Below are 25,198 nucleotides of genomic sequence, written 5' to 3' on the forward strand. Positions count from 1 at the left end.
GGCCTGTCTGCATAATGCACCTTTTTATGGAGAAAATTATGAACTACGCCTTTTTGCGGGGTGACATTTTTTCAGGAGGTTGCGGGTTGATGACGAAAGTGCTCCTTCTACCTTTTCTGCAGATGCCTTCCGGCCATCACCAGGCAGCAGATGCGGTCAGCGCCTATATAAGCGAACTGGATAATCAAGCTGTAATAAAGAAAGTTGATATTTTTCAATATACATCCCGGCTTGCTGAGCAGTTTACAACCTCCCTTTATTTAAAAGCGATCAAGATGGCACCTGCCATTTACAGCAGGATATACCAGTACAATGCCTGCACGCCTAAGGATGCTGGCCGGCGGTTCTATTTGTACGAGGGATTCTTTTTGAGGAGCATGAAAGGGCTCCTTCAGGAGGAGAATCCGGATTTGATTGTCTGCACTCATTGCCTTCCTTCCTACCTTTTAAACAGGCTGAAAATGAATGGAATGCTGAGGGTTCCGGTTGTTAACGCGTATACTGATTATTTTATTAATAATGTTTGGGGATTCAGCGATATTGATTTGCATTTGACGCCAAGCCATGCCATGCGGGAGGAATTGATGCACAAGGGTGTCAGCTCTGAAAGGGTTGCGGTCACAGGTATTCCAGTCCATCCAGAAATGACAAGGGAAAATGCTGCAGGTGAACGGTCGGGAACTCCTTTTCAAGTGCTGGTTTCAGGCGGACATTTGGGGGTTGGCCCTGTTGAGGAGCTGTTTGATGCTGCAAGCTTGTCAGGCAGGATCACCTATGTAATTTTATGCGGTAAAAACAAAGGGCTCTACGAGAGGATAGCGGGGATGGGGGCGCCTTTTCTGAAGCCCATTCCATATGTTTCGCTGCGCAGTGAAATGAACAGGATTTATGATCAGGCTGACCTGGTGCTGTCAAAACCCGGCGGAGTCACCATCAGCGAATGCCTTCGGAAACAGGTTCCCCTTTGCCTTCTGAAAGCCCTGCCCGGACAGGAGGAAAAGAATCGGGAGTACTTGCTGGAGGAAAGGCTCGCGATTGAAATGAAGCCTGGAGCAATGGAGGAACAGCTCCTGAGGTTTCTTGAAGATGAAGCCGAGAGGAAAGCGATGGAGGTTAGGCTTCGACGGTATAGCCATGAATTGGAGAGTGTAACTGATGTGCTGAAGAAGGTTTTGTTTGGAAGATGAAAAGCAAGCGGCAGGAAGTCCGCTTGCTTTTGGCTGTCTATTTTGCATGAATTTCCGGGCTTTAGTAGCTGTAATGCTGTTCAGGCAGGTTATCATAGACAGAAGGATCGGCGTTATTGATCGAACCGTCCGCAATGGCTTTCGCAGTGGAGTCCATCGCCAGGAAAGCCTGCTTAATCAGATAACCGTTTGACTTTTGTCCGAGTACATAAGGCTCGTAGGAGTGGTCTGCCATACCGCGCATTTCGAACAGGATGACAGGAATGTCGTACTGAAGCGCCATGGCATTGGAAGCGACAGCAGAATTCGTCGTTGGTTCATCAAACTTTAATAGAAACGCCCAGCCTGTCTGATCGACTCCTTCATATAGGACCGTCGCCAGCTTTTTAGAGTTCAATGCAACCTCCGGAGCCACGTCAGGACTCTGAGGAGTAAGCAGCGCGCCAGTAGTCAGCTTTCCAAAATAATCCTCCTGGGTTCCCTGGTGATGGAAGTCAATCATATAATCAATCTTATATTTTTGAAGCACATTTTGATGCAGGGCCTGTACCTCTGGAGTGACTTTGTTGACATGGTCACGGTTCAGGTCAATCCTGTCAGCATTAAACCTGGTTAGATGGCGGCCGCTCGCCATGTAATTATCAAGAGAAAAATTCACATCTCCCATGGCACCGTCCGCATTCAGCATTGGCACAATCAGGATATTGACGTTATCAAGCATTTCATTGACCTTCTTGCTGCCTGAGCCAAGGTGCCGGATATAGTCCAAGGCTCCCTCTGTGGTCATCGCCTCATTTCCGTGCTGCTGTGTAAGGTAAAGAATGGTCGGGTTATCAGGGTTCGTTATGTATTTCGCCAAGAAAAGATCCCGCCCTTTCACGGTTTGGCCAATCACTTCCAGCTCCAGCCGTTCCTGCTTGGCAGCTTCCTTTTTCAAGAAATCCGCCATCTCATTATAAGTGGTGAGCATCGCTGTCTGCACCGTTTGATTTCCATTTACGTCAGGACCGTTTCCGGCAGCAAAAGCCGGTGCCATTGCTGCACCAGACCCTGCGATGACTGCAGATAAAGCCAGCACAAGTACTTTTTTCTTCACTATTATTCCTCCTTTTACTTAAGCTGCTTCCCTCGCCAGGAAAGCACTCCTTTACCAAACAACAGTTTGGTTGCTATAAACAGGATATAGGAATAATGACATATCCGAAAGTGGACAAAAGACTATTTTTTATAAAATTCAGTTAATGTGAAGCTGCCTCGTTTAAACATTTATTTCCTTACCTACACATTTTTTGCTAAAATTTCTGCTTGTTTCAGAATATTTTCCAATTCCTTCTTCTTTTCCTCATCAAGGGGCCGGACAGGCGGCAATACTTCGGTAGAGATATTCAGCCCGGACATGGCAATGGCCTCTTTAATAACATTGATGAACGGTGTGTCCAGCTTATACATTTCGGGAATCATGGCAAGCCGTTTATTCAACTCCACCGCTCTTTGGTAATCCCCCCTAAGGAATGCATCGTACAAATCAATGGAAAGTTCAGGCGCAAAATTGCTTCCTGCACCAATAATTCCGTCCCCGCCAAAGGTCAGGGTATCCAAAAACAAATCTTCATAGCCGCACAGAACACGAAATTCGGGATTGCCGCTTTTCACTTTCAAAATAATCTCGCGAATATGCCCTATCTTTTCTACCGTCTCCTTAATTCCGACAATATGATTGTATTGATTTACAAGCCTTAAAACCAGGCCGGCTGATAAATTCTGGCCTGTTAGTGCCGGAAAATTATAAAGCAGGATTGGAAGTTCCGTGTGCTCGGCGATTTCACTGTAATGACGGTATAAATTCTCCTCGGAGAGCTTCAAATAATACGGATTAACGACAACTACACCATCTGCCTGAATCGCCTTGGCGTGCTTGTTCAGTTCAATAACACTTTTTGTGTTCAGACCACCTGTCCCAATCAAAACAGGAACGCGGCCGTTCACTTCTTTCACAGCAAATTCGGCGACTTCCTTGCGCTCCTCAATGGTCAGCTGGCTGAATTCACCGCCTGTGCCAAGGAAAAACAGGCCGTGTACACCTCTTGAGATTAAATCGTTAATAAGCAGGCTCATTCCTGCTTGATCAAGCTTGCCATTTTTGTTAAAAATGGTGGATACCGGTGGGATAATTCCTTTAAAAGGATTTGCAGCTGCCAAAATTAGTTCCTCCTGTTCCTGATTTTAGTTATATAATATCAAACTCTGTTTCCACTTTCATACAAACATATCGGCATAAAGGCAGATCCTATCCTTTTACAGCGCCGCCTATCAAGCCTTTCACTACTTTTTCCTGTGCCAGGACAAAGATGATCAAAACCGGAAAGCTTGCCAGTGTCAGCGCAGCCATCAGTCCAGGCACATTGACCGAAAATTCACCATAAAACTTTTGCAGTCCGATTGGGAGCGTCATTTTGCTTTGCGACTGAATCAATATCAATGCAAAAATAAATTCATTCCAGATGTGAACGACATTATAAATAACAATCGTCGCAATGGCCGGCTTCAGGTTTGGGACGAGTATTTTTGAAAAAATCACTAAATGCCCCGCTCCGTCCATTTTTGCCGCTTCCTCCAGCTCGCTTGGAAGGTCCTGCATGAACTGTGTGAAAATAAATACGGAAATCGGCAGGGCAAAGGCGACATAAGGCCCCAGCAAAGCAAACAGCTTATCATACAAGCCCAAATCATTGGACATGATAAAAATTGGAATCAGCGTAGCATGAACCGGGATCATCATTCCGCCAAGAAACAAAACGAAGAGCGGTTTATTCAGTTTGAACTTCATCCGGCTTAACGGATAGCTTGCCATCGCTGCCAGCACAATAACGAGCAGGACGGCGACTACCGTAACAATGAGGCTGTTGATGAAATATGTCATCAGTCCCATCGAAAAAACCGATGCATATTGCTCTAACGTGAAAGAGCCAAGGATGATCGAAAACGGATCCTGAAAGAATTCCTGCATGCTCTTAAAGGAGGTTGCAATCATATACAGAAACGGATAGCTGGTAAACACCAGCAAGATCCCCACAAATACATACAGCAGCGATTTATTCATTGTCCCAATCCATCGCATTTATGCTACCCCCTGTTTCTTACGGCGTTTAAAGTCCAGGAACAAGATGCCCACGGCGCAGATCAAGGCGATAATAAACATCATCGCGGCAATCGTACTGCCGTATCCCATCTTAAAGTTAACGAAGGCCTGTCTGTACATATAGGTTCCCAGGATTTCCGTTGCATTCCCCGACCCGCCTCCTGTCATCACATAGAACAGGTCAAAGGTCTTCAGCGATCCAACTACTGCCAAAATCGAGGAACTGACAATCGTTGGCATTAAGGAAGGCAGTGTAACATAGAAAAACTTCTTTGCCCCATTGGCTCCGTCAATCTCGGCGGCTTCATACAATTCCTCTGGTATCCCAACCATGGCCGCTTTAAAAAGAATCATATAAAAAGGCGCAAACTGCCAGGCCATGACGATTAAAATAGCAATCAGTGCCGAGTTGCTGCCGGATAGCCAATGAATCGATTCAAAACCGAAAAAGTTCAATAGCTTATTGACTGGTCCGTTTACGGGGTCAAACATAAAGATCCATAGCAAACCGACGGCAACAGTAGACATTAAGTATGGCAGGAAGAAGAGAACATTCAGGACCTTTTTGCCGCGAATGCTGCTAAATAACATCAGTGCCATTATCAGTCCAAGCGGAATCTGAACGAAAACGGACACTAAAATCAGATAGGCATTATTTTTTAAAGCATGCCAAAATGTATTGTCCGATAACAGAGCTGTATAATTCTGCAGCCCGACAAACACTCTTTCTCCCATTCCATTCCAATCAAACAAACTGTAATTAAACGTCGTGATAATGGGATAGAKAATAAAGATGGTGTAAACAAATAAGGCCGGAAGCATAAAGGACAGGATGACCAGTACATCTTTTTGTTTTTGTTTCTTTTGGACCAATTTCACTTCGGCTTCCATTCTTGCTGGTTCCAACTTGCTTTCAGAAATCATAATAATCACATCCCTTACTGCTTCTATAGTTCTTAAAAACAGGCAGTGGTTAAAGAATTGATTTAAGGTCCTGCCATAGACGATTGAATCATGGACAGGACCTTAAGCAGATCATGCGAGAGGCTGACACTTCAATCTTTTCCGGGCGTTCCTACTCAATGACTTCTTTAGCCTTCTTTTCCATCTCCTCGGCTGCTTTTTCCGGAGTAGTCGTTAAGCCGAACAAGTCAAATGTTGTATTTTTATGAACCTCAGCCAATTCAGGCGGCAATGTCTGGTCATATGGAAACTGTATTGCATTTGCCTCATTTACCCATTGTGTAAAGGTTTCTACGTAGGGGTCCTTAACCTCCACCCCTTTGATTGCAACAACGTTACCGGAACGGTTCACATATTCTTGTGCTGTTTCCAGGCTTGTCAGCTCATTCAGCAATTCAACGGTTAATTCAGGATGCTTTGTATCCTTCTTGATGGACCAGGTTGGAGAGATGCCGCCACTGATGTTTGTTGGATCTCCTTTTCCGCCTTCGACCGCCGGAAATTGGAATACTCCCATTTTTTCTTCGAATGCAGGGAACTCCTGGCGGACATTGTTGACAAAACCTCCGGTCATGAGCATCATGGCAGCCTGGTCAGAGTAAATTAGCTGCCTTGCAGAACCGGCATCATACGGCAAACCGTTAAATCCAGGATTGAACGCGTCTCTTTTTACTAAATCCTGAATATACTTTCCTGCTTCTACATAATAAGGACTGTCAAACCCATCGCCCGTTCTGTTTAGGGCATTCTGGAATACTTGCTCTCCGCCCAGACGGTCAGCGAAGTACATTAAATAGAAGGCACCTGGCCATTTTGGCTGGTTTGCCATGGCGATTGGATAAATGCCTGACTCCTTTAATACATCCACAACATTCAGGAACTCGTCATAGGTCTTCGGAACTTCCAGGCCATTTTTCTCGAAAATCTCTTTATTGTAATAGAATGTATAAAGAGAGATACCGAGTGGAAGGCCATAAATCTTTTCGTCGTATTTGGCGTTTGCCAGAGCAACGTCAATGAACTTGTCAAAATCAATGTCTTGCTCGGTCAAGTCCAAAACCTGGTCTGATTTTACGAATTCGTGCAGCCAGCCGCCGCCCCAGCTTGCAAATACATCAGGTGCATTTCCGCCGGCCATGGCAACAACAACGCGCTGTTTATATTCATCATTTGGTACTTGTAGCACGTTCACTTTTACATTTGGATGTTTCTCTTCAAAACGTTTTACAGCTTCAGCATAGATTTCCATTCTCTCGCCTGGGTCAAAGTGCCAGAGGTCAAGAGTGATTTGATCACCCGAGCTTTGGCCACCGGAGCCTTGTGACTTCGTTTGGTTTGCCGTACCTTCACTGGAACATGCAGAAGATAAGATGAGGAAAAAAACCGAGACGATTATTAGTGAAACTCTCTTCAAATCATTCAACCCCTCACATTGATTTTCGTGTGTTTATTTAGCACATTTACTAACCCATCATTAACAAGGCAGTTTTTAAAAGCGAAAGATTGCAGCACAGTGTCAAGCTGCTCTTCCGACAGCCCCTTGAAAGCCTTTACAAAGGCAGGCTGGATTAAGGAGCCGGCGTAAACGGTTAAAACAGCTTGCGACAAGGCAGCCACATTGAAACGGTGGTCCATATCCGGGTCGCCAATGACATCTTCCAAGTGGGCAGCAAGCGACTCGATTGAGGCTCTTGCTTCATGGCCAGGAAGCCAAATCATCCAGTCATCCGTATTGAGGCGATGCTTCATGTTAATAATGGATGAAATACGCTGCATGTATTCCGATTCAGGATGTAAGGTGGCAAGCCCCATGACCCCGACGTCCTTATAGGTCCATGTTGTCCAATGGGCGCCGAATTCTTCAAATATACTGATTTGGTCATCAAGTGCGGCCAACCTGTAAGGCACTTCATCTGCGGGACCGTTGTACACGGAACCAAACTCGCCGATCCATAGCGGCACTTCATGCTTCTTTGCAAATTTTGTTCCCTGGTGCTCATGAAAAACGTTTATTTGTTTTTCTTTGTCCCAATACACTCCGCTTTCCACTCGGGCGGTTTTTGCATCCGCGATTCCCGGGTAAGGCCCCGGTCCGAATCCGGCCGCCGTATAATTATGGCTGCTGTAGACGAGATTATCTGCAAATGGCGCATCAAGCCCTTCAAACAGCTTGGAGTAATTATCGCCTTCAAGAAAGATAATATGTTTGTCGTCAATCTGGCGGATCGCCTCGACAGCCCGGCGGTAGACCCTGTTCATTCTCTCCCAGTCCGGCTTGTAGTTCGCAAAGAAATTATGAGGAAAATCTCCATGAGGGGTATTCGTGCAAGGTTCATTCATTAAGTTATAGCCGGCAATGACAGCACGTCCCCGGTAACGGCGGGCAAATTCCTTCCATAACTCTATAAATCTATCTTGTGATGTTTTATCATGCCAGAAGAAGCTGTGACGCACATCATTGTCTGAATGCCAATGAGTATTTTGGAAACCCTGCACCGCATGCAAATCCAGGATAACGTATACTTCATGCTTCTCGCAGTGTGCCAAAATCTTGTCCAGCTTCTCAAACCCTTTTTCTATGTAGGTAAACGGTGCTTCATCATCTTCAAAGTGGCGGTAGTTTAACGGAAGCCGCACCGTATTTCCTCCCCAGCTTTTAATAAACTGGATGTCATCTTCACCGAAGAAGTAATGCTGCATTCGGTCAAAAAAGAACTCGGCTTTGGAGGCTCCGAGAATTTCAGCAGCCGCATGACGCAATCCATGCTCTGAACCGGTATAGCCGTTAATGAAGTCCTCCATGTTCATCCAGCCGCCGATGCAAGTTCCCCTTAACTGAATCGCCTCTCCTCTGCTATTGATAATCTGGTTTTTATTCACCTGAAGCATTTCCATTTGTTTCACCTTCCCTTATATATATGGTGGAAGGTGACTGCGGTTTTCGCTAAGGAAACCGCGGCCATCTCTTCCGGAATCCCGACACTGCGGGATGCTTCATATTTTACACAGAGCTTGATGCGCTGGATTCTGTTTGTTCTTCCTTTATTTTTTCCATGCCTTTTTCAATCACTTCTATAATTCTGTCAACATCATATATGCTTCCGCGCCAGGTTCCGCCGCTTGCAGCCTGCAGTGCCGCCCAGAGCCTTGTATCGTCTGGAAGATCCTGATTCGCCCGAAGTTCAGGATGGACGGTCCGGGCTTCAAGCAGCTTTTTACCTTCGACTGCTCCAAACTCCCGGCCCTCTGCGCCAACGAAATCAATGGTGGCCTGCAAATTGCGGCAATCAATTTTGACTTGAACGATATCACCATTCCGCAGTTTTCCAATTGGCCCATCTGCCAACGCTTCCGGACCGATGTGACCAATGCAAGCCCCTGTCGAGACACCCGAGAAACGTCCGTCGGTAATAAGGGTCACATACTTGCCATAAGATAAATGCTTCAACGCTGAAGTGACCTGGTAAGTTTCTTCCATACCCGTTCCTGAAGGTCCGCAGCCAATAAGAGCGATAATGTCTTTAGCAGCGATTTGCTGATTTTTTATGGCTGTAATTACGGCTTTTTCCGAGGTGAACACTTTAACGGCACCTTTATGAAAATAGACCCCGTTTTCATCGAGCATCGACGGATCAATGGAGGTTGATTTGACGATTGCGCCTTCAGGGGCAATATTTCCTGTAGGGAATGTAATGGTCGATGTCATTCCAATTGCTTTCGCCTTCTCCACATTCATAATGACATCTTCAGGCTTGATTCCATCCGCTTTTAACCTTTCATGGACAAGCCTGCGCCTTTCGGAAGTTTCCCACCAGGCCAGTATGTCGCCTAAAGTTTCACCTGTTATTGTTTTTACGTTTTCCTCCAGCAAACCCAAGTCTCGCAAATGCAGCATAACTTCCGGTACGCCGCCGGCAAGGAACACTCTCACTGTTGGATGGTCAATCGGTCCGTTTGGCAGGGCGCTCACCAATCTTGGCACCTTTTGGTTGATGGCCTCCCAGTCCCTGATGTCGGGGACGCGGCAGCCTGCGGCATGTGCGATCGCCGGGATATGCAATAATAGATTTGTAGAGCCGCCGAATGCAGCATGAACGGTCATGGCATTACGAATAGCAGCATCTGTAATGATATCTTTTGTTGTAAGGTTTTGGGCTATTGCATTTGTTACGGCTCGGACGGATTGATTGGCCATTTCTTTCCAGATCAGCTGTCCGGATGGCGCAAGGGCTGAATGCGGCACCGCCATTCCAAGTGCTTCTGCGACAACCTGGGCACTCGCAGCAGTCCCCAGGAACTGGCACCCGCCGCCTGGCGTGGCGCAAGCCCTGCACCCTAATTCGGCCGCTTCACGAAGGGTAAGTTCCCCATTCGCATACCGGGCGCCAATCGTCTGGATTTTTCCCGCGTCTTCGCCTGATTCCGGCGGCAGTGTCACTCCGCCCGGGATGATGACTGTTGGCAAATCATGCATATGTGCCAGCCCCATCATCATTGCCGGCAATCCCTTGTCACATGTGGCCACTCCGATAACTGCTTTTCGCGTCGGCAGGGAACGAATAAGCCGGCGAATGACAATGGAAGCATCATTTCTGTATGGCAGCGAATCAAACATCCCTTTTGTTCCTTGCGAACGCCCGTCACAAGGGTCACTGACAAAGCCAGCGAATGGGATATTTCCCTGCTCGTTAATCGCTTCAGCTGCCGCCTTCATCAACACATCAACTTCCCAATGGCCGGAGTGATATCCTAACGCGATCGGAGTTCCGTCTTCAGCCTTGATGCCGCCCTGCGTTCCCAAAATAAGTATTTCCTGTCCAAGCAGTTTTTTTGGATCCCAGCCCATTCCGACATTTTGGGTCAGGCCAAACAGATTGCCGCTCGGCCATTGCTTTAACATTTCCGAAGTTAACGGCAATGCCCCCTTAGGGCCAGGAGCACTTGTTTGCATTTGATTGTAAGCCTCCTGCGAAACATTCATGATTGAAGCTAGGTTGGTCATGGAATTCTCCTCTGCTTTCAGGGGAATAACTCTACATTAGCTATGAGAGTTGTTCCAATTTTAGTTAGTTTGATAATGCCAAACACTGTTTTTTATTTGAGGCAAAAAAAGCAATACAAGTTAGAGGCGTGTTGTTTTATATTATAAAACAGTGTTTTATAATATGATTAAAAAAATACTGATGTAAATGAATCTTTGTTTATACACTGTTCTAAGTTATTTTCATGATACTATATAGGTTTTCTATTGTAAACCCTTACTTTTTGACAATTTCGAATCGTTTCCTGGGGAGGTGTTTCCTGTAGCTATTTAATTTGGGATGGTTTAGGGACTGCCGCAAAGTATAAAGGAGCTCTCTGGAATGAATAACTGTCAAAACTAAATAAAGCATAAGCTATCCAGAATGGAAAACTTATGCTTTAGGTTATTAGGCAAATAAAAAACCACCAAATATGTATTTGGTGGAGACGGAGGGAGTCGAACCCTCGTCCAGAAGCATCGCCACTTAAGCTTCTACGAGTGTAGTCGACATATTCACGTTTCGCTGAGCCATTTGCCTGCCGACAGGCGGCCGGTCAGCTAGCCTGTTTGTTCTCTTCCTTCATCCTCAGACGGTGGAATCCGGCGTAGCCTACTAAGAGTGAGTCCGCTACCCTACCACATAGGCGATGGAGGGGCGAACAGCTATGCAGTTATTAAGCTGCGAAAGCTAGGTTGTTGTTAGTTTTGCCAGTTATAGGCGTTGACGTTTTAACGAGGCCGATCCCCTCGACTCGCAACCTAAGCTCGAACTACCCCTGTCGAATCCGTAGCGTCCCCATATATAATATAAACAGACGTTAGGATACTCGGGTGCTACCGAGCAAAAGCTGTTTGCCACACGTGGTGACAAGACTTATTATAACATACCAGAGAAAGTTTTCAACTGGTAAACAACTTCCAGTTTCCGCCATCCCTTCTACATCTTCTGGCGTTCGCGGAAAGCCCGCTCGATATCGCGTTTGGCTTCTTTCTTTTTCAGGTCCTCACGCTTATCGTATTTCTTTTTACCCTTGGCCAGACCCAATAAAACCTTGGCATAACCGTTTTTCAGGTAAATCTTCAAAGGCACTAGCGCATAGCCGATTTCCTTTGTTTCACCGATCAGCTTGCTGATTTCACGGCGGTGCATCAAAAGCTTCCGCTCGCGCAATGGGTCGTGGTTATAGCGGTTTCCCTGTTCATACGGACTGACATGCATTCCATACAGGAATACTTCGCCATCCCTGATGCGGGCATATGATTCCTTCAGGTTCACTTTTCCAGCCCGGATGGACTTGATCTCTGTACCCTGAAGGACAATACCCGTTTCAAAGGTTTCTTCAATAAAGTAATCATGGTAGGCTTTTTTATTTTGTGCTACCGTTTTGCCAATACCTTTTGGCATACTGCTTCCCCCTTTATACTCTCCCGACATTATACCACAAAAGCCGGTGCCTGAACGGGGTCAGGCACCGTTTAACGCATCACCGCAGCGCGGGTCAGGCACCGTTTAGCGCTTTAGTGCGTTAGCGTCGTTTCGGTTTGCGCTTGGCTTTTGGGGCGTTTTCGTAGAATTTTTTGTTTCGGCTTTTTTTCTTGGCGCCTTCGCCGCGTTTCTTGCTTCCACCTGCTGCGCTATCATCGGTTTTGCCTCTTCTCGGCTTGCGTTCGCTGCTTCCTGTTCTGAACACCTTAGGCGCATCGTTCGTTTCACGGCGGCGCGTGCCTTTCATGCCGACGATCTCAAAGTCGATGGAGCGCTCTTCCTTGTTGACCTTGACAACTCGGACGGTGATTTCATCGCCAATGCGGAACACATTTCCTGTCCGCTCCCCAATCATCGCGAAATGCCGCTCATCATAACGATAATAGTCATCGGTCATATAGCTCACATGAACGAGACCTTCAATCGTATTCGGCAGTTCGACGAACATGCCGAAGTTGGTAACGGAAGATATAATGCCATCGTACTCGACGCCGATTTTATCTTCCATATACTCCGCTTTCTTCAGTTCATCGGTTTCACGCTCCGCATCCACAGCCCGGCGTTCCATGTCCGAGGAATGCTTCGCGATTTCCGGCAGAAGGGCATTCCATTTTTCCTTGGTGTGCTGGTCAATCTTGCCTTCAATCAGATAGGTGCGGATCAGCCTGTGGACGATGGTATCCGGATAACGGCGGATCGGCGAAGTGAAATGCGTGTAGAACTCAGTTGAGAGACCGAAGTGCCCAAGGCTTTCTTCGAAATACTTCGCCTGCTGCATTGAACGCAGCATCACAGTTGATATGACCATTTCCTCCGGTTTGCCTTGCACTTCCTCAATGATGGCCTGAAGTGCCTTTGGGTGCACCGAATTGGCCGTTCCCCTTACAAGATAGCCGAAATTGGTAATAAACTCAAAAAACCGGCGAAGCTTGTCTTCTTTCGGGTCTTCATGAATTCGGTAAATGAACGGAACCTCCATCCAGTGGAAATGCTCGGCAACCGTTTCATTCGCTACCAGCATGAATTCTTCAATTAGGCGCTCTGCGACAGAACGTTCGCGCAGCACCACATCGGACGGATGGCCATTTTCATCGACAAGGACCTTCGATTCTTTAAAGTCGAAGTCGATTGCACCGCGCCCCATCCTTTTGCCGCGCAGAATGGCCGCCAGCTCTTCCATCACCTCAAACATCGGAACAAGAGATTCATAACGGCTGCGGACCTCTTCATCTTTGTCAACCAAAATAAGGTTGACGTCATGATAGGTCATCCGTTCAGTCGTTTTGATGACACTCTGGAAGATTTCGTGATCGACTACTTCCCCCTCCGGAGAAATCTCCATTGAACAACTCAAGGTAAGGCGGTCCACCCTAGGGTTCAAGGAGCAAATTCCATTGGACAAGCGATGCGGAATCATTGGAATTACCCTGTCCACAAGATAAACACTTGTTGCACGCTCGGCCGCTTCAACGTCGATCGGCGAACCTTCCTGTACATAATAGCTGACATCGGCGATATGGACGCCGAGCTTATAGTTGCCATTTTCAAGCCTTGTGACGGTTACAGCATCATCAAGGTCCTTCGCATCGGCACCATCGATGGTCACGATTACTTCATCCCGCAAATCGCGGCGATTGGCCAATTCACTCTCATCGATTTCATCCGGAGTCTCGTTCGCCTGCTGCAGGACTTCCGGCGGAAATTCCATCGGCAGCCCGTGCTTATGGATGACCGATAAAATATCGACACCTGGGTCATTTTTATGTCCCAGGATGGAGACAACCTCCCCCTCTGCCGACTTGCGCCCATCCGGATAGCTTGTCAGCGAGACCACGACTTTATGCCCTTCAACAGCGCCCATGCTCGCTTCTTTGGGAATAAAAATATCACTGGTGAATTTTTTATCGTCCGGAATAACAAATCCGAAATGCTTGCTTTCCGTATAGGTGCCGACAATCTGCTGGACACCGCGCTCAAGGATCCTGACAATCGTTCCCTCGCGCCGCTGGCCGGAGCTGGTGGACGAAACGCGCGCAAGGACGATGTCCCCATGCATGGCATTATTCGTTTCATTTGGCGGGATGAAAATATCATCCATGCCAGGCTCCTCCGGAATGACAAAAGCAAACCCCTTCGCATGTCCGGTAAGCTTTCCGCGGACCAGATTCATTTTCTCAGGAAGACCGTAACGGTTGCTGCGGGTCCTTACAACCAGCCCTCTTTCCTCCATGACAACAAGAGCCTTCACAAACTCTTTGAAAGTCGCTGAATCCTCAATACCAAACGCTTCTTCAAGCTCCTGGATGGTCAGCGGCTTATACGCTTCATCCTTCATATAATGAAGCAGCCGGTCAATATGGCCCTGAATGCTTTCTTCCATAAAAATCCCTCCTTTAATAAGGTTCGTCATAATAAAACACTTATCTATTTATTCTTTCCAATTTAGCTTTTCCAGAAACGCATAAACATCTTCATGAAGCTGGTCCTTTTCTTTATCAAAGGTAATGACATGCCCGGACTCTTCGTACCACTTGATTTCCTTATGGACGGCTTCAACCTCGTTGTAGATGATATTCGCACTGTCCGTGTTGATCATATTGTCATGGCGGGCCTGGACAACAAAAGTTGGTGCATAGACCATGTCCACATTGTTCCGGACGTCGGAAATCAGACCTTGGAGCGCCTTTAAGGTGCCCATCGGAGTCTTCTCGAACTCTTCCATTTCAGATTGTATTTGTTCGTCACTTTTTCCTTCCAGCTTTTTATATTCCCGGGCATAAGCCAGGACTCCTTTGTACATGGTTTCCTCGCTTTTTATGTACATGGGTGCGCACATTGGTACGATACCCTTCACAGGCACTGTATAACCCAGCTTGAGGGAAAACACGCCGCCAAGCGACAAGCCGACCACAGCGATTTCATCATGGCCTTCGTTTTTCAAAAACTCATAGGCATTTGTGACATCCTGCCACCAGTCCTCGGGACCAGTATGCACCAGCTCTTCAGGAGGGACACCATGCCCTTTGTAAATGGGTGCGTGGCAGGTATAACCCTTTTCCTGAAGGAACCTCCCCATCATCCGCACATCGGCTGAATTGCCAGTGAAGCCATGCAGCATCAATACTGCACGCTTACCCGCCTTGAATGTGAATGGCTTTGGAACTAACTTCTTCATCTGATAACTCCCTTTATTTTAATCAATCGTATTATGGATACACTTTTTAGTTTTAACAAACCTGGTCTCAACATTCCAGAAATACGCATTAATGCTGTTCCCTTGGAAAGTTAACGATTATGGATATGAATATTTTCCCAAGTTGGCAGGCCGCAAAAAAACCGGCCTCGATCGAAGCCGGTTTGTGCTCGCGTTTTATAGTGCAAAATACGATACTGCAATGGACAGAACAAAAAATAGGACAGCCAGCACAATCGTGATGCGGTGCAGGACAAGGTCGATCCCCCGTGCCTTCTGCTTGCCGAACAACGTTTCAGCGCCGCCGGAAATCGCTCCGGATAGGCCTGTACTTTTACTGGACTGAAGAAGGACAACAACAATTAGACTGATACAAACAATAACTAAAAGTGCGACTAAAAATGTGTGCATGAAGCATACCTCCTGGAAAGCCTGCATTTAACAGTATTTTAAATGTATCACATTTTCCAGATTGAAACAATACTTGTATTGCCGGCCATAAAAAAACGCCGGCATGTCTGCCGGCGTCCTGTAAACCTCTATTACTTCTTAAGGTTGTAGAAAGATTTGATTCCGTTGTACTGCGCTGTTTCGCCAAGCTGGTCTTCGATGCGAAGAAGCTGGTTGTACTTGGCAACGCGGTCTGTACGGGATGGCGCACCAGTTTTGATTTGGCCAGCGTTTGTCGCAACTGCGATGTCAGCGATTGTGCTGTCTTCTGTTTCACCGGAACGGTGGGAGATAACCGCTGTGTAGCCCGCGCGCTTCGCCATTTCGATTGCGTCGAAGGTTTCAGTAAGTGTACCGATTTGGTTCACTTTGATCAGGATGGAGTTGCCAACGCCCTGCTCGATTCCTTGAGACAACTTCTTAGTGTTTGTAACGAACAGGTCGTCACCAACAAGCTGGACTTTGCCGCCAAGGCGCTCAGTAAGAAGCTTGTGGCCTTCCCAGTCGTTCTCGTCAAGACCGTCTTCGATGGAGATGATTGGGTACTTGGAAGCCATTTCTGCATACCAGTCAACCATTTCAGCAGATGTTTTTACAACGCCTTCTCCGGAAAGATGGTATTTGCCGTCTTCTTTGCTGTAGAACTCGGAAGAAGCAGCATCCATTGCAAGCATGACTTGCTCGCCTGGCTTGTAGCCTGCTTTTTCGATTGCCGTTACGATTGTTTGAAGAGCTTCTTCGTTGGAGCCTAGGTTTGGAGCGAATCCGCCTTCGTCACCAACTGCTGTGTTCAAGCCTTTTTCTTTAAGAACAGACTTCAGGCTGTGGAAGATTTCCGCACCCATGCGAAGTGCTTCACGGAAGCTTTCCGCACCTACTGGCATTACCATGAATTCCTGGATGTCCACGTTGTTGTCAGCGTGCTCGCCGCCGTTCACGATGTTCATCATTGGAACTGGAAGCTGCTTGGAGTTGAAGCCGCCAAGGTATTGGTACAAAGGAATGTCAAGGTAGTCGGCAGCTGCATGTGCAACAGCCATGGAAACGCCAAGGATTGCGTTTGCTCCCAGCTTGCCTTTGTTTTCAGTACCGTCAAGCTCGATCAGCGCATGGTCAACGCCAACTTGGTCAAGAACGTTGAACTCTTCGCCAACAAGGAATGGAGCGATGATTTCGTTCACGTTTTCAACTGCTTTCAAAACACCTTTGCCAAGGTAGCGGCTCTTGTCGCCGTCACGAAGTTCAACTGCTTCGTATTCACCAGTAGAAGCACCACTTGGAACAAGCGCGCGTCCGAAAGCACCGGACTCTGTGTATACTTCAACTTCAACTGTAGGGTTCCCGCGGGAATCAAGTACTTCACGTGCATAAACATCTGTAATAAATGGCATTGAAATCTCTCCTTAAAATGTAGTTTCTTTATCATACTAAAGGGTGCCTGACCCCTGTTGCTTTAGTGCAGTAAAGGGTGCCTGACCCTCTTTATTGTGGTAAAGGGTGCCTCACTCTTTGATGAGGGTTTTTCCGGTCATTTCGGTTGGCTGGCTGACACCGAGCAAGTCTAGCATTGTCGGTGCAAGATCGCCGAGGATTCCGTCMTCGCGCAGCTCAGCGCCTTCTTTTGTGATAATGACAGGGACAGGGTTCGTTGTATGTGCCGTCATCGGGCTGCCTTCAAGAGTCACCACTTCGTCCGCGTTTCCATGGTCAGCTGTAATAATCGCCGTTCCGCCTTTGGAAACGATCAGGTCGACAATTTTGCCTAGGCATTCATCAACTGTTTCCACTGCCTTGATGGTTGGTTCAAGCATACCGGAATGGCCGACCATGTCCGGATTGGCGAAATTGAGTATGATGGCATCAAAGTTATCAGCTTCAATTTCCTTTAAAAGCGCATCGGTTACTTCATAGGCGCTCATCTCAGGCTTAAGGTCGTAAGTTGCGACCTTCGGCGAATTTATGAGAATCCGCTTTTCGCCAGGAAACTCATTCTCGCGTCCGCCGCTCATAAAGAACGTGACATGCGGATATTTTTCCGTTTCGGCAATGCGGAGCTGGGTCATTCCGTTTTGGGAAATCACCTCTCCAAGCGTATTATCAAGGTTCATCGGTTCAAATGCCACATAGCCGTCCACACTCTCACTGAAATGAGTCAGGCAGACGAAATGAAGGTTTTGCGGGTGTTTCGGCCCGCGATCAAATGAACGGAAGTCCTTGTTGGTGAAGGTATTGGAAATCTGGATCGCACGGTCAGGACGGAAGTTATAGAAAATAACCGCATCTTCATCTTCCACTGTGGCAACCGGCGAGCCATCCGGACGGACAAGGACGGACGGAATGACGAATTCGTCAAAAATTCCGTTGTTGTAGTTGTCCTCAATCAGCTCCATCGGGTTGGAATATGTTGGGCCTTCGCCGTACACCATGGAACGGTATGATTTTTCAACCCGCTCCCAGCGCTTGTCGCGGTCCATGGAATAATAGCGTCCGGAGATGGTCGCGAATTCACCAACACCGATTTCACTCATCTTTTCAAGCGTTTCCTTCACATAGCCTTTTGCCGTCTGAGGGCCGACATCCCGGCCGTCCAGGAAAGCATGGACGTAAACCTTCTCAAGGCCTTCGCTTGCAGCCAGCTTCAACAGTGCAAACATATGGTTGATATGGCTGTGCACGCCGCCGTCGGACAACAGTCCGAAAAGGTGGAGGCTCTTGCCTTTTTCTTTTGCATGCCTGATGGCATTCAGGAAGGTTTCATTTCGTTCGAACTCGCCTTCGCGGATGGAAATGTTCACCCTTGTCAAGCTTTGGTACACAATCCGGCCGGCACCGATATTCAGGTGGCCAACCTCGGAGTTCCCCATCTGGCCTTCTGGAAGGCCGACCGCTTCCCCGCTCGCTATCAATTGTGCATGCGGGTAGGAATTCCAAAAGCGGTCAAAGTTCGGCTTTTTCGCCTGGGCAACGGCATTTCCCATGCGCTCGCCCCGGATGGCAAAGCCGTCCAGAATAATTAAAGCAGTTGGTGATTTTTTACTCATTTGAACCTGCCTCCAATAGCTGCAGGAAAGAATCGGTTTCCAGGCTGGCACCGCCGACTAGAGCTCCGTCAATGTCAGGCTGGGACATGTATTCCTTGATGTTTCCAGGCTTTACACTGCCGCCGTACTGGATGCGGACAGCTTCAGCCGCTGCTTGTGAAAATTGCTCCCCTACCACTTGGCGAATATGGGCACAAACTTCATTTGCATCCTGTGCAGTGGAGGATTTGCCTGTTCCGATTGCCCAGATTGGCTCATAAGCAATCACAGTTTGTTTTACCTGCTCTTCCGTAAGGCCTGTCAATGCCTGTTTTACCTGGTTTCCAACAAGCTCGTTTGTTTCGCCGTTTTCGCGCTGCTCCAGCGTTTCTCCGCAGCAGACGATTGGAGTCAGGTTGTATTTGAATGCAGATAGGGTCTTTTTATTGACAGAATCGTCGGTTTCATTGAACATTTCGCGTCGCTCGGAATGCCCGATGATGACATACTTCACGCCTAGGTCCTGCAATGCCTTCGGACTGGTTTCGCCGGTGAATGCACCGCTTTCCTCGAAATGCATGTTTTGGGCACCGATACTTACATCGGAGCCTTTTGTTGCCTCGACCAGCTGGCCAAGGAACAAGGCAGGGGCACAAACCACGGATTCCACCTTTTCGTTGGATGGAACAAGACCGTTTACATCCTCAATAAATTTTTTCGCTTCTGGGAGAGTTTTATGCATCTTCCAGTTTCCTGCAATAATAGGTTTACGCATTGCGGCACTTCCTTTCGTTGCAATCATTATTAACTAGGTTCCGAATGCTTCGGAAGGCTCCGGGGCATCCGGAGCCAGGTTCCGAAATGAGACTTCTTATTTATCGTTCAAGGCGACAACGCCTGGAAGCTCTTTACCTTCCATAAACTCAAGCGAAGCTCCGCCGCCAGTTGAAATATGGCTCATCTTGTCTGCAAGATTGAACTTTTCCACTGCAGCTGCGGAATCGCCGCCGCCGATGACGGAATATGTATCCGCCGCTTCTGCCAGCGCCTCGGCAACACCTTTTGTTCCTTTTGCGAATGGCTCAAGCTCGAACACGCCCATAGGGCCGTTCCAAATGACAAGCTTGGAGCTTTTGATGACATCGCGATAGGTTTCGATCGTTTTCGGACCGATATCGAGCGCTTCCCAGTCAGCAGGAATTTCATTGATTGCCACTACCTTTGTATTGGCCTGTTCGGAGAAATCATCCGCTACCGTTACATCGACAGGCATATAGAAATTAACGCCTTTTTCTTTCGCTTTTTCCATGAAGGATTTGGCAAGGTCGATTTTATCCTCTTCAAGCAGGGACTTTCCGACTTCATGGCCCTGTGCCTTAACGAACGTGTAGGCCAGGCCGCCGCCAATGATCAGGTTGTCCACTTTTTCCAGCAGGTTTTCAATAACACCGATTTTGTCTTTTACCTTTGCTCCGCCAATGATGGCTGTGAATGGACGCTCAGGGTTGGAGAGCGCTTTGCCAAGCACTTCAAGTTCCTTTTCCATCAGTAGTCCGGAAACGGCCGGCAGATGATGGGCAATTCCCTCTGTGGAGGCATGGGCACGGTGTGCAGCACCAAACGCATCATTGACATAGATGTCAGCCAGGTCGGCAAACGCTTTGGCCAAATCAGCATCGTTCTTTTCTTCGCCTGGGTAGAAGCGCACGTTTTCCAAAAGCAGTACATCCCCGTCATTCATGGAGCTGATTTCTGCTTTAACGGAATCCCCGTATGCCTCATCCGTTTTCTTCACATCCTTGCCCAATAGCTCGGACAGGCGTGCAGCAACCGGAGTCAGGCGAAGCTCTTCAACCGCCTGGCCTTTTGGACGTCCAAGGTGGCTGGCAAGGATTACCTTTGCCCCCTGGCCGCTTAGGTACTGGATGGTCGGCAATGCCGCTTTGATCCTGGTTTCATCCGTCACTTGCCCGTCTTTCATCGGGACATTGAAGTCCACACGGCAAAATACTCGTTTTCCTTTTACATCAATATCTTTCACAGACTTTTTGTTCAAGGTTAAACCTCCTTATTAGAAATGCGGAAGCGCCTTGGTCAGCCCCGACAAGCGCTGGAGGGCCTGCCAGTGAAGTCGTACTTTGACTTCATTGGCAGGACCGAAGCGACTCGAGGGGCTAGGCGCTGCAGCTGGACAGCAGAAAAGCGCAGGCGCCTTGTCCAGCCCCGACAAGCATAAGACGAGCCGGCATGAAGGTTGCTTTTTAACCTTCCTGACGGATTGGCTTATGCCACGAGGGGCTAGGCGCCGGAGCTGGACACTGATCCAGCAAAAACAAAGGGAGTGGGGACTGGTCCCCACTCCCCCTTTTCATCCTTTTAAATTATAGATGGTTCTGGATGGATTATCCAATGATACCACTAAAGTTCAGGATTTATTTTTTACAGGCCTTTTTGAGCGATATAGTCAACAAGGTCTACAACGCGGTTGGAGTAGCCAGTTTCGTTATCGTACCAAGAAATTACTTTTACCATGTTGCCTTCCATAACCATAGTGGAAAGAGCATCGATAGTAGAAGAATGAGTGTCGCCATTGTAGTCGCCGGATACAAGCGGCTCTTCGCTGTAGCCAAGGATTCCTTTAAGATCGCCTTCTGCAGCTTCCTTAAGGGCAGAGTTGACTTCTTCAACTGTTACATCCTTATCAAGCTCAGCAACAAGGTCAACAAGGGAAACGTTTGGAGTTGGAACACGCATTGCTCCGCCGTTCAGCTTGCCTTTAAGCTCTGGCAATACAAGGGAAACTGCTTTTGCAGCACCTGTAGTTGTCGGGATGATGTTTTCCGCAGCTGCACGCGCACGACGGTAGTCTTTGTGCGGCAGGTCAAGGATTTGCTGGTCATTAGTATAAGAGTGAACAGTTGTCATCATTCCGCGCTTGATGCCGAACTTGTCGTTAAGTACTTTAGCAAATGGAGCCAAGCAGTTTGTTGTGCAAGATGCATTGGAGATAACATGGTGGTTAGCTGCATCGTACTTGTCATGGTTTACGCCCATAACGATTGTGATGTCTTCTTCGCTTGCAGGAGCAGAGATGATGACCTTTTTAGCGCCAGCTTCAAGGTGCTTCGCTGCATCCGCACGCTTTGTGAAACGGCCGGTTGATTCTACAACCACTTCTACGCCAAGGTCGCCCCAGCCAAGCTGTGCAGGATCTCTTTCAGCAATAACTTTCACGCGCTGTCCGCCAACAACCAGGTAGTCTCCATCAACGGATACTTCCTCGTCAAGTCTGCCGTGTACGGAATCATATTTTAAAAGGTGTGCAAGCATGTTTGCATCAGTAAGGTCGTTTACTGCCACTACTTCCACGTTAGGATTCTTAAGAGCCGCGCGGAATACCACACGTCCAATACGTCCAAAACCGTTAATACCAACTTTTACTGCCATGATTTTTCCTCCTTTTATTCCTAAAGCTATGGTTTTATTTTTATATTAAGGGAACGGCCTGTACTGGAATCTGTTCCGGCCAGGCTGATTACCCTTGAACCAAAATTCTTGCCGCTCCTTCATCCGTAATGAGGATGGTGGTGTCCGGAGCTTGTTTCATGTAAGCCCTGATCGCTTTTGCCTTCGATGCTCCACCGGCTACAGCGATGATATGGTCCACTGTTTGCAGGTCCTCGAGCTGAAGCCCGATGGTGCGGACCCGATGGACGATATCCCCGGACTCGTTAAAATAGTAGCCAAATGCCTCGCCAACTGCTTTTCCCTGGACGATTTTCTCCATATCAGCTGCAGAAGTATTCCGGCGTTCCGCCATTGCAATAGCATCCCCAATTCCGTGAAGAACCATGCTTGCCGATTTAATGAGATTCAGCACTTCGTTGACCTGAGGCTCCCGGATGAAAGACTCATATATCCCGCTGCTCACCTGGTCGGGCACATAGAAAACCCGGTGACGGGAATGGGTCCTGCTGGCCATGATCGCGCTGATGGTGTTTGCCTGGTTGTTCACATCCTCACCGAGGCCGCCCCTTGCAGGGACAAAAAGCAAATTCTTCTCACCCATCTCCTGCGGGAGCATCTCTGCAACCGCAGACATCGTGGTTCCTCCAGTTACAGCAATGATATTGTCTTCTTTTAAAGCATTTTTCATTCCGGATGCACAAGCTTTCCCGAGCTCCCGCTTTACCCATGGCGACTGGTCGCTGTCTCCGGGAACGACAATCACCTTGGCTATGCCCATTTGGGCCTTGAGCTGCTGCTCTAGTTTGCTTATACCCGTAATGGCGCGCATTATGCTATCAAGTCTTTCCAGTATATCTTCCCCTTCATGGGTCAGGCTCATTCCCTGGGCTGAAGACTCCAGCAAATTCTGCGCTTTTAAAAAATCGACCTCGCCCCGCAAAACGCGTTCCGTAAGCCCGAGGCTGACGGACAGGTTGCGGCGCCCGACTGGCTGCATGGCATTTATGTATTGCAGAATCTGCACGCGTCTTTGCATGACTTCTACAAGATCAGGCAATATTCTTTTTTGAATATCAAGCAATTCATCCATGGGAGATATCCCCTCCAGCTTGCGTGGTCATTTTATGTCCCGGAGTGACATATTATGTCCCACTTACTCCAAAAAAAATCACCCCTGATTCATGTATCATTCTATCAGGAGTGATTAGTCAATTCAACCAATATACTTGACATTTTTTTCTGAAAACGCTTCAACTATAAAATTTTTGTTAATTATGCCGGCCTGGATTTCTTCGCCGTTCAATTCAATGACTGGAATGGTGATGCCATAACGTTCCGTCAACTCGTCATTTTCATCTATGTCCACTTCAACTATTTCAATTTGCCAATTCCTCTGTAGTTCCTCAAGCAGCGCTTTGGCGTCTTCGCACAAATGGCAGCGCTGCCTCATATATAGTTTGACTAAGCTTCCCAAAACTTTTCCACCTTTTATAAAAATCTTTTCCGTTTCGAGGAGGAGGCAATCCCAAGCTGCTCTCTATACTTCGCCACCGTCCTCCTCGAGATGACGATTCCCGCCCGCTCTGACAATAGCTCGACAATATCCTGGTCCGAGAGCGGCTTTTGTTTGTCTTCATCCTGTACAAGCTGCGCAATCGCGGCTTTCGCATGCTGCGAAGAGGTCTGTTCAAGCTCGGTCGTCTGGATGGAGCTTGAAAAGAGCGACTTCATTTCAAATGTGCCTGCAGGCGTTTGAAGGTACTTCTCGCGCACTGCCCTGCTGACGGTTGATTCATGGATTCCAAGTTCTCCGGCAATCTCTTTCATCGTCATCGGCTTAAGGAACGAGCGGCCCTGCCGGATGAAACCAGGCTGTTTTTCAACAATTTTAAGCGCTACTTTCATTAAGGTTTCCCGGCGCTGTTCAAGGCTTTTCAGGATCCACTGGAAATCCTGCTGTTTTTCGTGGAGGAACCTGGCTACTTCATGATCGCCGTAAGCGGCCAGCTCCCGATAGTAGTCTTCATTAAATGTAATCTTTGGAACGGTCCCATCAACCATTCCGATGGTCAGGCCGCCATTTTCCTCGCGAACAATGACATCGGGAACAATATAGGCGGCTTTTTCAGAGTAAAAAGCAGCTCCCGGCCTCGGGTCCAGGATTTGGATATAATCGAAGGTCTGCTGGATTTCCCGAAGCTCCAGTTTCAGCAGTTTGGCCAGCAGCTTCCACTTCTTTTCGGCAAACAGCATAAAATGGGTTTCCAGCACCGTCTGGGCCAGGAAGTTCCACTTATCAGGCTTCATCCTCTGCAGCTGCAGCAGCAGGCATTCCTGAAGGCCCCGTGCCCCCACTCCTGCTGGCTCAAGTCCCTGAAGGAGCAAAAGTGCATTCTCGGCCTCGTCTTCCGTGATGCCAAGCTTCACGCTTGCGTCCTGTACTGTTGCACCCAAGTAACCGTTTTCATCAAGGTTCTCAATATAAAATTGGATAATCCTCCGCTCATCCTTTTCAAGTGGCAAGACATTTAGCTGAAAACGCAAATGGTCCTGAAGCGAGTACGGAATTTCGCCAATTTGGTCGATCCAGTTTTTTTGGTCCCGTTCGCTCGGTGTACGTGCCTTCACTTTCGTTCCCACACGCGGGTCAATCGTACGGATATTTTTAAAATCCACCTGGAGCAGCGGATTTTCACTCGCCTTTTCTTCCAAAAAAGCTGCAAGCTCCTGGGACGAATATTGCAATAGTGCAATCGCCTGGGTCAGCTCCTGGGTCATTGCCAGCTTCAATGTCTGCTTCTGCCATAATCCGGCTTTCAAGTCCATCCGATCTCCCTCCCTTCCACCATTTTACATGATAAAGGCGAATAGGTGAATGGGATGTATTGGTGATATTTGCTGAAGGCCTGTAAATTCCAGGCCAAAATAAAAACTCCTGCCTTGAAAACAAAGCAGGAGTTTGGCAGCGCCCTCGTCAGGATTCGAACCCGAATTTCAAGAACCGGAATCTTGCGTGCTATCCATTGCACCACGAGGGCCTATTCAAATTATTATTCTGCAAAAGCAGATGTGTGGTACGAATACTAATTATAGGGCATGTCGCCCGATAATGCAAGAGGGATTTTGTTTAAAATTCATTCAGGTGGGTAAGATGGAAACGGAGGAATGTGTTGGTAAATGTCGAACAGTTATTATAGCCGGACGAGAGTGATTTGTTTGACCTTTATTGACCATCAGTGTATCATAAAAATACATAGCAAACCCGGCTT

At 47.7% G+C, this 25,198-nt stretch carries 20 protein-coding genes, 1 tRNA gene and 1 other RNA gene; 1 reads left to right on the forward strand and 21 read right to left on the reverse strand.

Annotated features, from left to right (window positions below):
• Nucleotides 1-89 precede the first annotated feature (89 nt).
• Nucleotides 90-1,187 (forward strand): MGDG synthase family glycosyltransferase, encoded by a 1,098-nt coding sequence (locus ADU22_RS01210; protein WP_053360521.1) that lies wholly within the window; start codon nucleotides 90-92, stop codon nucleotides 1,185-1,187.
• A 61-nt stretch (nucleotides 1,188-1,248) separates the two neighbouring features.
• Here ADU22_RS01210 and ADU22_RS01215 read toward each other — a convergent pair whose 3' ends face one another.
• The 21 genes from ADU22_RS01215 to ADU22_RS01315 form a co-directional block, all read right to left on the reverse strand.
• Complete coding sequence (locus tag ADU22_RS01215) at nucleotides 1,249-2,283, reverse strand: M14 family zinc carboxypeptidase (protein ID WP_053360522.1); 1,035 nt, start codon at nucleotides 2,281-2,283, stop codon at nucleotides 1,249-1,251.
• Nucleotides 2,284-2,465: 182 nt separating this feature from the next.
• Nucleotides 2,466-3,386, reverse strand: a complete 921-nt coding sequence (gene dapA / locus ADU22_RS01220) for a 4-hydroxy-tetrahydrodipicolinate synthase (RefSeq protein ID WP_053360523.1) — start codon at nucleotides 3,384-3,386, stop codon at nucleotides 2,466-2,468.
• Nucleotides 3,387-3,474: 88 nt separating this feature from the next.
• Nucleotides 3,475-4,305 (reverse strand): carbohydrate ABC transporter permease, encoded by an 831-nt coding sequence (locus tag ADU22_RS01225; RefSeq protein ID WP_053360524.1) that lies wholly within the window; start codon nucleotides 4,303-4,305, stop codon nucleotides 3,475-3,477.
• Nucleotides 4,306-5,250, reverse strand: a complete 945-nt coding sequence (locus ADU22_RS01230) for a carbohydrate ABC transporter permease (protein WP_231687822.1) — start codon at nucleotides 5,248-5,250, stop codon at nucleotides 4,306-4,308.
• Nucleotides 5,251-5,401: 151 nt separating this feature from the next.
• A complete protein-coding gene (locus tag ADU22_RS01235; RefSeq protein WP_053360525.1) occupies nucleotides 5,402-6,703 on the reverse strand; it encodes an extracellular solute-binding protein in 1,302 nt (433 codons plus the stop codon).
• A gap of 5 nt (nucleotides 6,704-6,708) precedes the next feature.
• Nucleotides 6,709-8,184, reverse strand: a complete 1,476-nt coding sequence (locus tag ADU22_RS01240; RefSeq protein ID WP_053360526.1) for a glycoside hydrolase family 5 protein — start codon at nucleotides 8,182-8,184, stop codon at nucleotides 6,709-6,711.
• 106 nt (nucleotides 8,185-8,290) lie between these two features.
• Entirely contained in the window at nucleotides 8,291-10,291 is a 2,001-nt protein-coding gene (locus ADU22_RS01245) for a YjhG/YagF family D-xylonate dehydratase (RefSeq protein ID WP_053360527.1), read from the reverse strand.
• 459 nt (nucleotides 10,292-10,750) lie between these two features.
• Nucleotides 10,751-11,110: a transfer-messenger RNA gene (gene ssrA / locus ADU22_RS23900) on the reverse strand.
• Nucleotides 11,111-11,249: 139 nt separating this feature from the next.
• Entirely contained in the window at nucleotides 11,250-11,717 is a 468-nt protein-coding gene (gene smpB, locus ADU22_RS01250; protein WP_046522444.1) for an SsrA-binding protein SmpB, read from the reverse strand.
• Nucleotides 11,718-11,838: 121 nt separating this feature from the next.
• Nucleotides 11,839-14,178: a ribonuclease R gene (gene rnr / locus ADU22_RS01255; RefSeq protein WP_053360528.1), complete on the reverse strand. Its 2,340-nt coding sequence runs from the start codon at nucleotides 14,176-14,178 to the stop codon at nucleotides 11,839-11,841.
• A gap of 48 nt (nucleotides 14,179-14,226) precedes the next feature.
• Nucleotides 14,227-14,973 carry an alpha/beta hydrolase gene (locus ADU22_RS01260; protein ID WP_053360529.1) on the reverse strand — a complete coding sequence of 249 codons (747 nt, stop codon included), beginning with the start codon at nucleotides 14,971-14,973 and terminating at the stop codon, nucleotides 14,227-14,229.
• A gap of 195 nt (nucleotides 14,974-15,168) precedes the next feature.
• Entirely contained in the window at nucleotides 15,169-15,402 is a 234-nt protein-coding gene (secG, locus tag ADU22_RS01265; protein ID WP_053360530.1) for a preprotein translocase subunit SecG, read from the reverse strand.
• Between the two features lie 131 nt (nucleotides 15,403-15,533).
• Nucleotides 15,534-16,832: a phosphopyruvate hydratase gene (gene eno, locus ADU22_RS01270; protein WP_053360531.1), complete on the reverse strand. Its 1,299-nt coding sequence runs from the start codon at nucleotides 16,830-16,832 to the stop codon at nucleotides 15,534-15,536.
• Between the two features lie 111 nt (nucleotides 16,833-16,943).
• Nucleotides 16,944-18,482, reverse strand: coding sequence for a 2,3-bisphosphoglycerate-independent phosphoglycerate mutase (gene gpmI / locus ADU22_RS01275; RefSeq protein ID WP_053360532.1), 1,539 nt, complete (start codon nucleotides 18,480-18,482; stop codon nucleotides 16,944-16,946).
• A complete protein-coding gene (tpiA, locus tag ADU22_RS01280) occupies nucleotides 18,475-19,236 on the reverse strand; it encodes a triose-phosphate isomerase (protein ID WP_053360533.1) in 762 nt (253 codons plus the stop codon). Before tpiA ends, gpmI begins: the two co-directional genes overlap by 8 nt.
• 96 nt (nucleotides 19,237-19,332) lie before the next feature.
• Nucleotides 19,333-20,517 carry a phosphoglycerate kinase gene (locus ADU22_RS01285; protein ID WP_053360534.1) on the reverse strand — a complete coding sequence of 395 codons (1,185 nt, stop codon included), beginning with the start codon at nucleotides 20,515-20,517 and terminating at the stop codon, nucleotides 19,333-19,335.
• Nucleotides 20,518-20,900: 383 nt separating this feature from the next.
• Nucleotides 20,901-21,908, reverse strand: a complete 1,008-nt coding sequence (gene gap / locus ADU22_RS01295) for a type I glyceraldehyde-3-phosphate dehydrogenase (protein WP_053360536.1) — start codon at nucleotides 21,906-21,908, stop codon at nucleotides 20,901-20,903.
• An 88-nt stretch (nucleotides 21,909-21,996) separates the two neighbouring features.
• On the reverse strand, nucleotides 21,997-23,019 hold the full coding sequence (locus ADU22_RS01300; RefSeq protein WP_053360537.1) for a sugar-binding transcriptional regulator: 1,023 nt from the start codon (nucleotides 23,017-23,019) through the stop codon (nucleotides 21,997-21,999).
• Nucleotides 23,020-23,142: 123 nt separating this feature from the next.
• Nucleotides 23,143-23,403 (reverse strand): glutaredoxin family protein, encoded by a 261-nt coding sequence (locus ADU22_RS01305; protein ID WP_053360538.1) that lies wholly within the window; start codon nucleotides 23,401-23,403, stop codon nucleotides 23,143-23,145.
• A 14-nt stretch (nucleotides 23,404-23,417) separates the two neighbouring features.
• The gene (gene rpoN / locus ADU22_RS01310) at nucleotides 23,418-24,755 is read right to left on the reverse strand and encodes an RNA polymerase factor sigma-54 (protein ID WP_053360539.1); all 1,338 of its coding nucleotides are present in this window, start codon (nucleotides 24,753-24,755) and stop codon (nucleotides 23,418-23,420) included.
• Nucleotides 24,756-24,895: 140 nt separating this feature from the next.
• A tRNA-Arg gene (locus ADU22_RS01315) sits at nucleotides 24,896-24,967 on the reverse strand.
• Nucleotides 24,968-25,198 lie beyond the last annotated feature (231 nt).

Origin of the sequence: Bacillus sp. FJAT-27251, assembly GCF_001273925.1 — a bacterium.
Taxonomy (GTDB): Bacteria; Bacillota; Bacilli; order Bacillales; family Cytobacillaceae; genus Mesobacillus_B.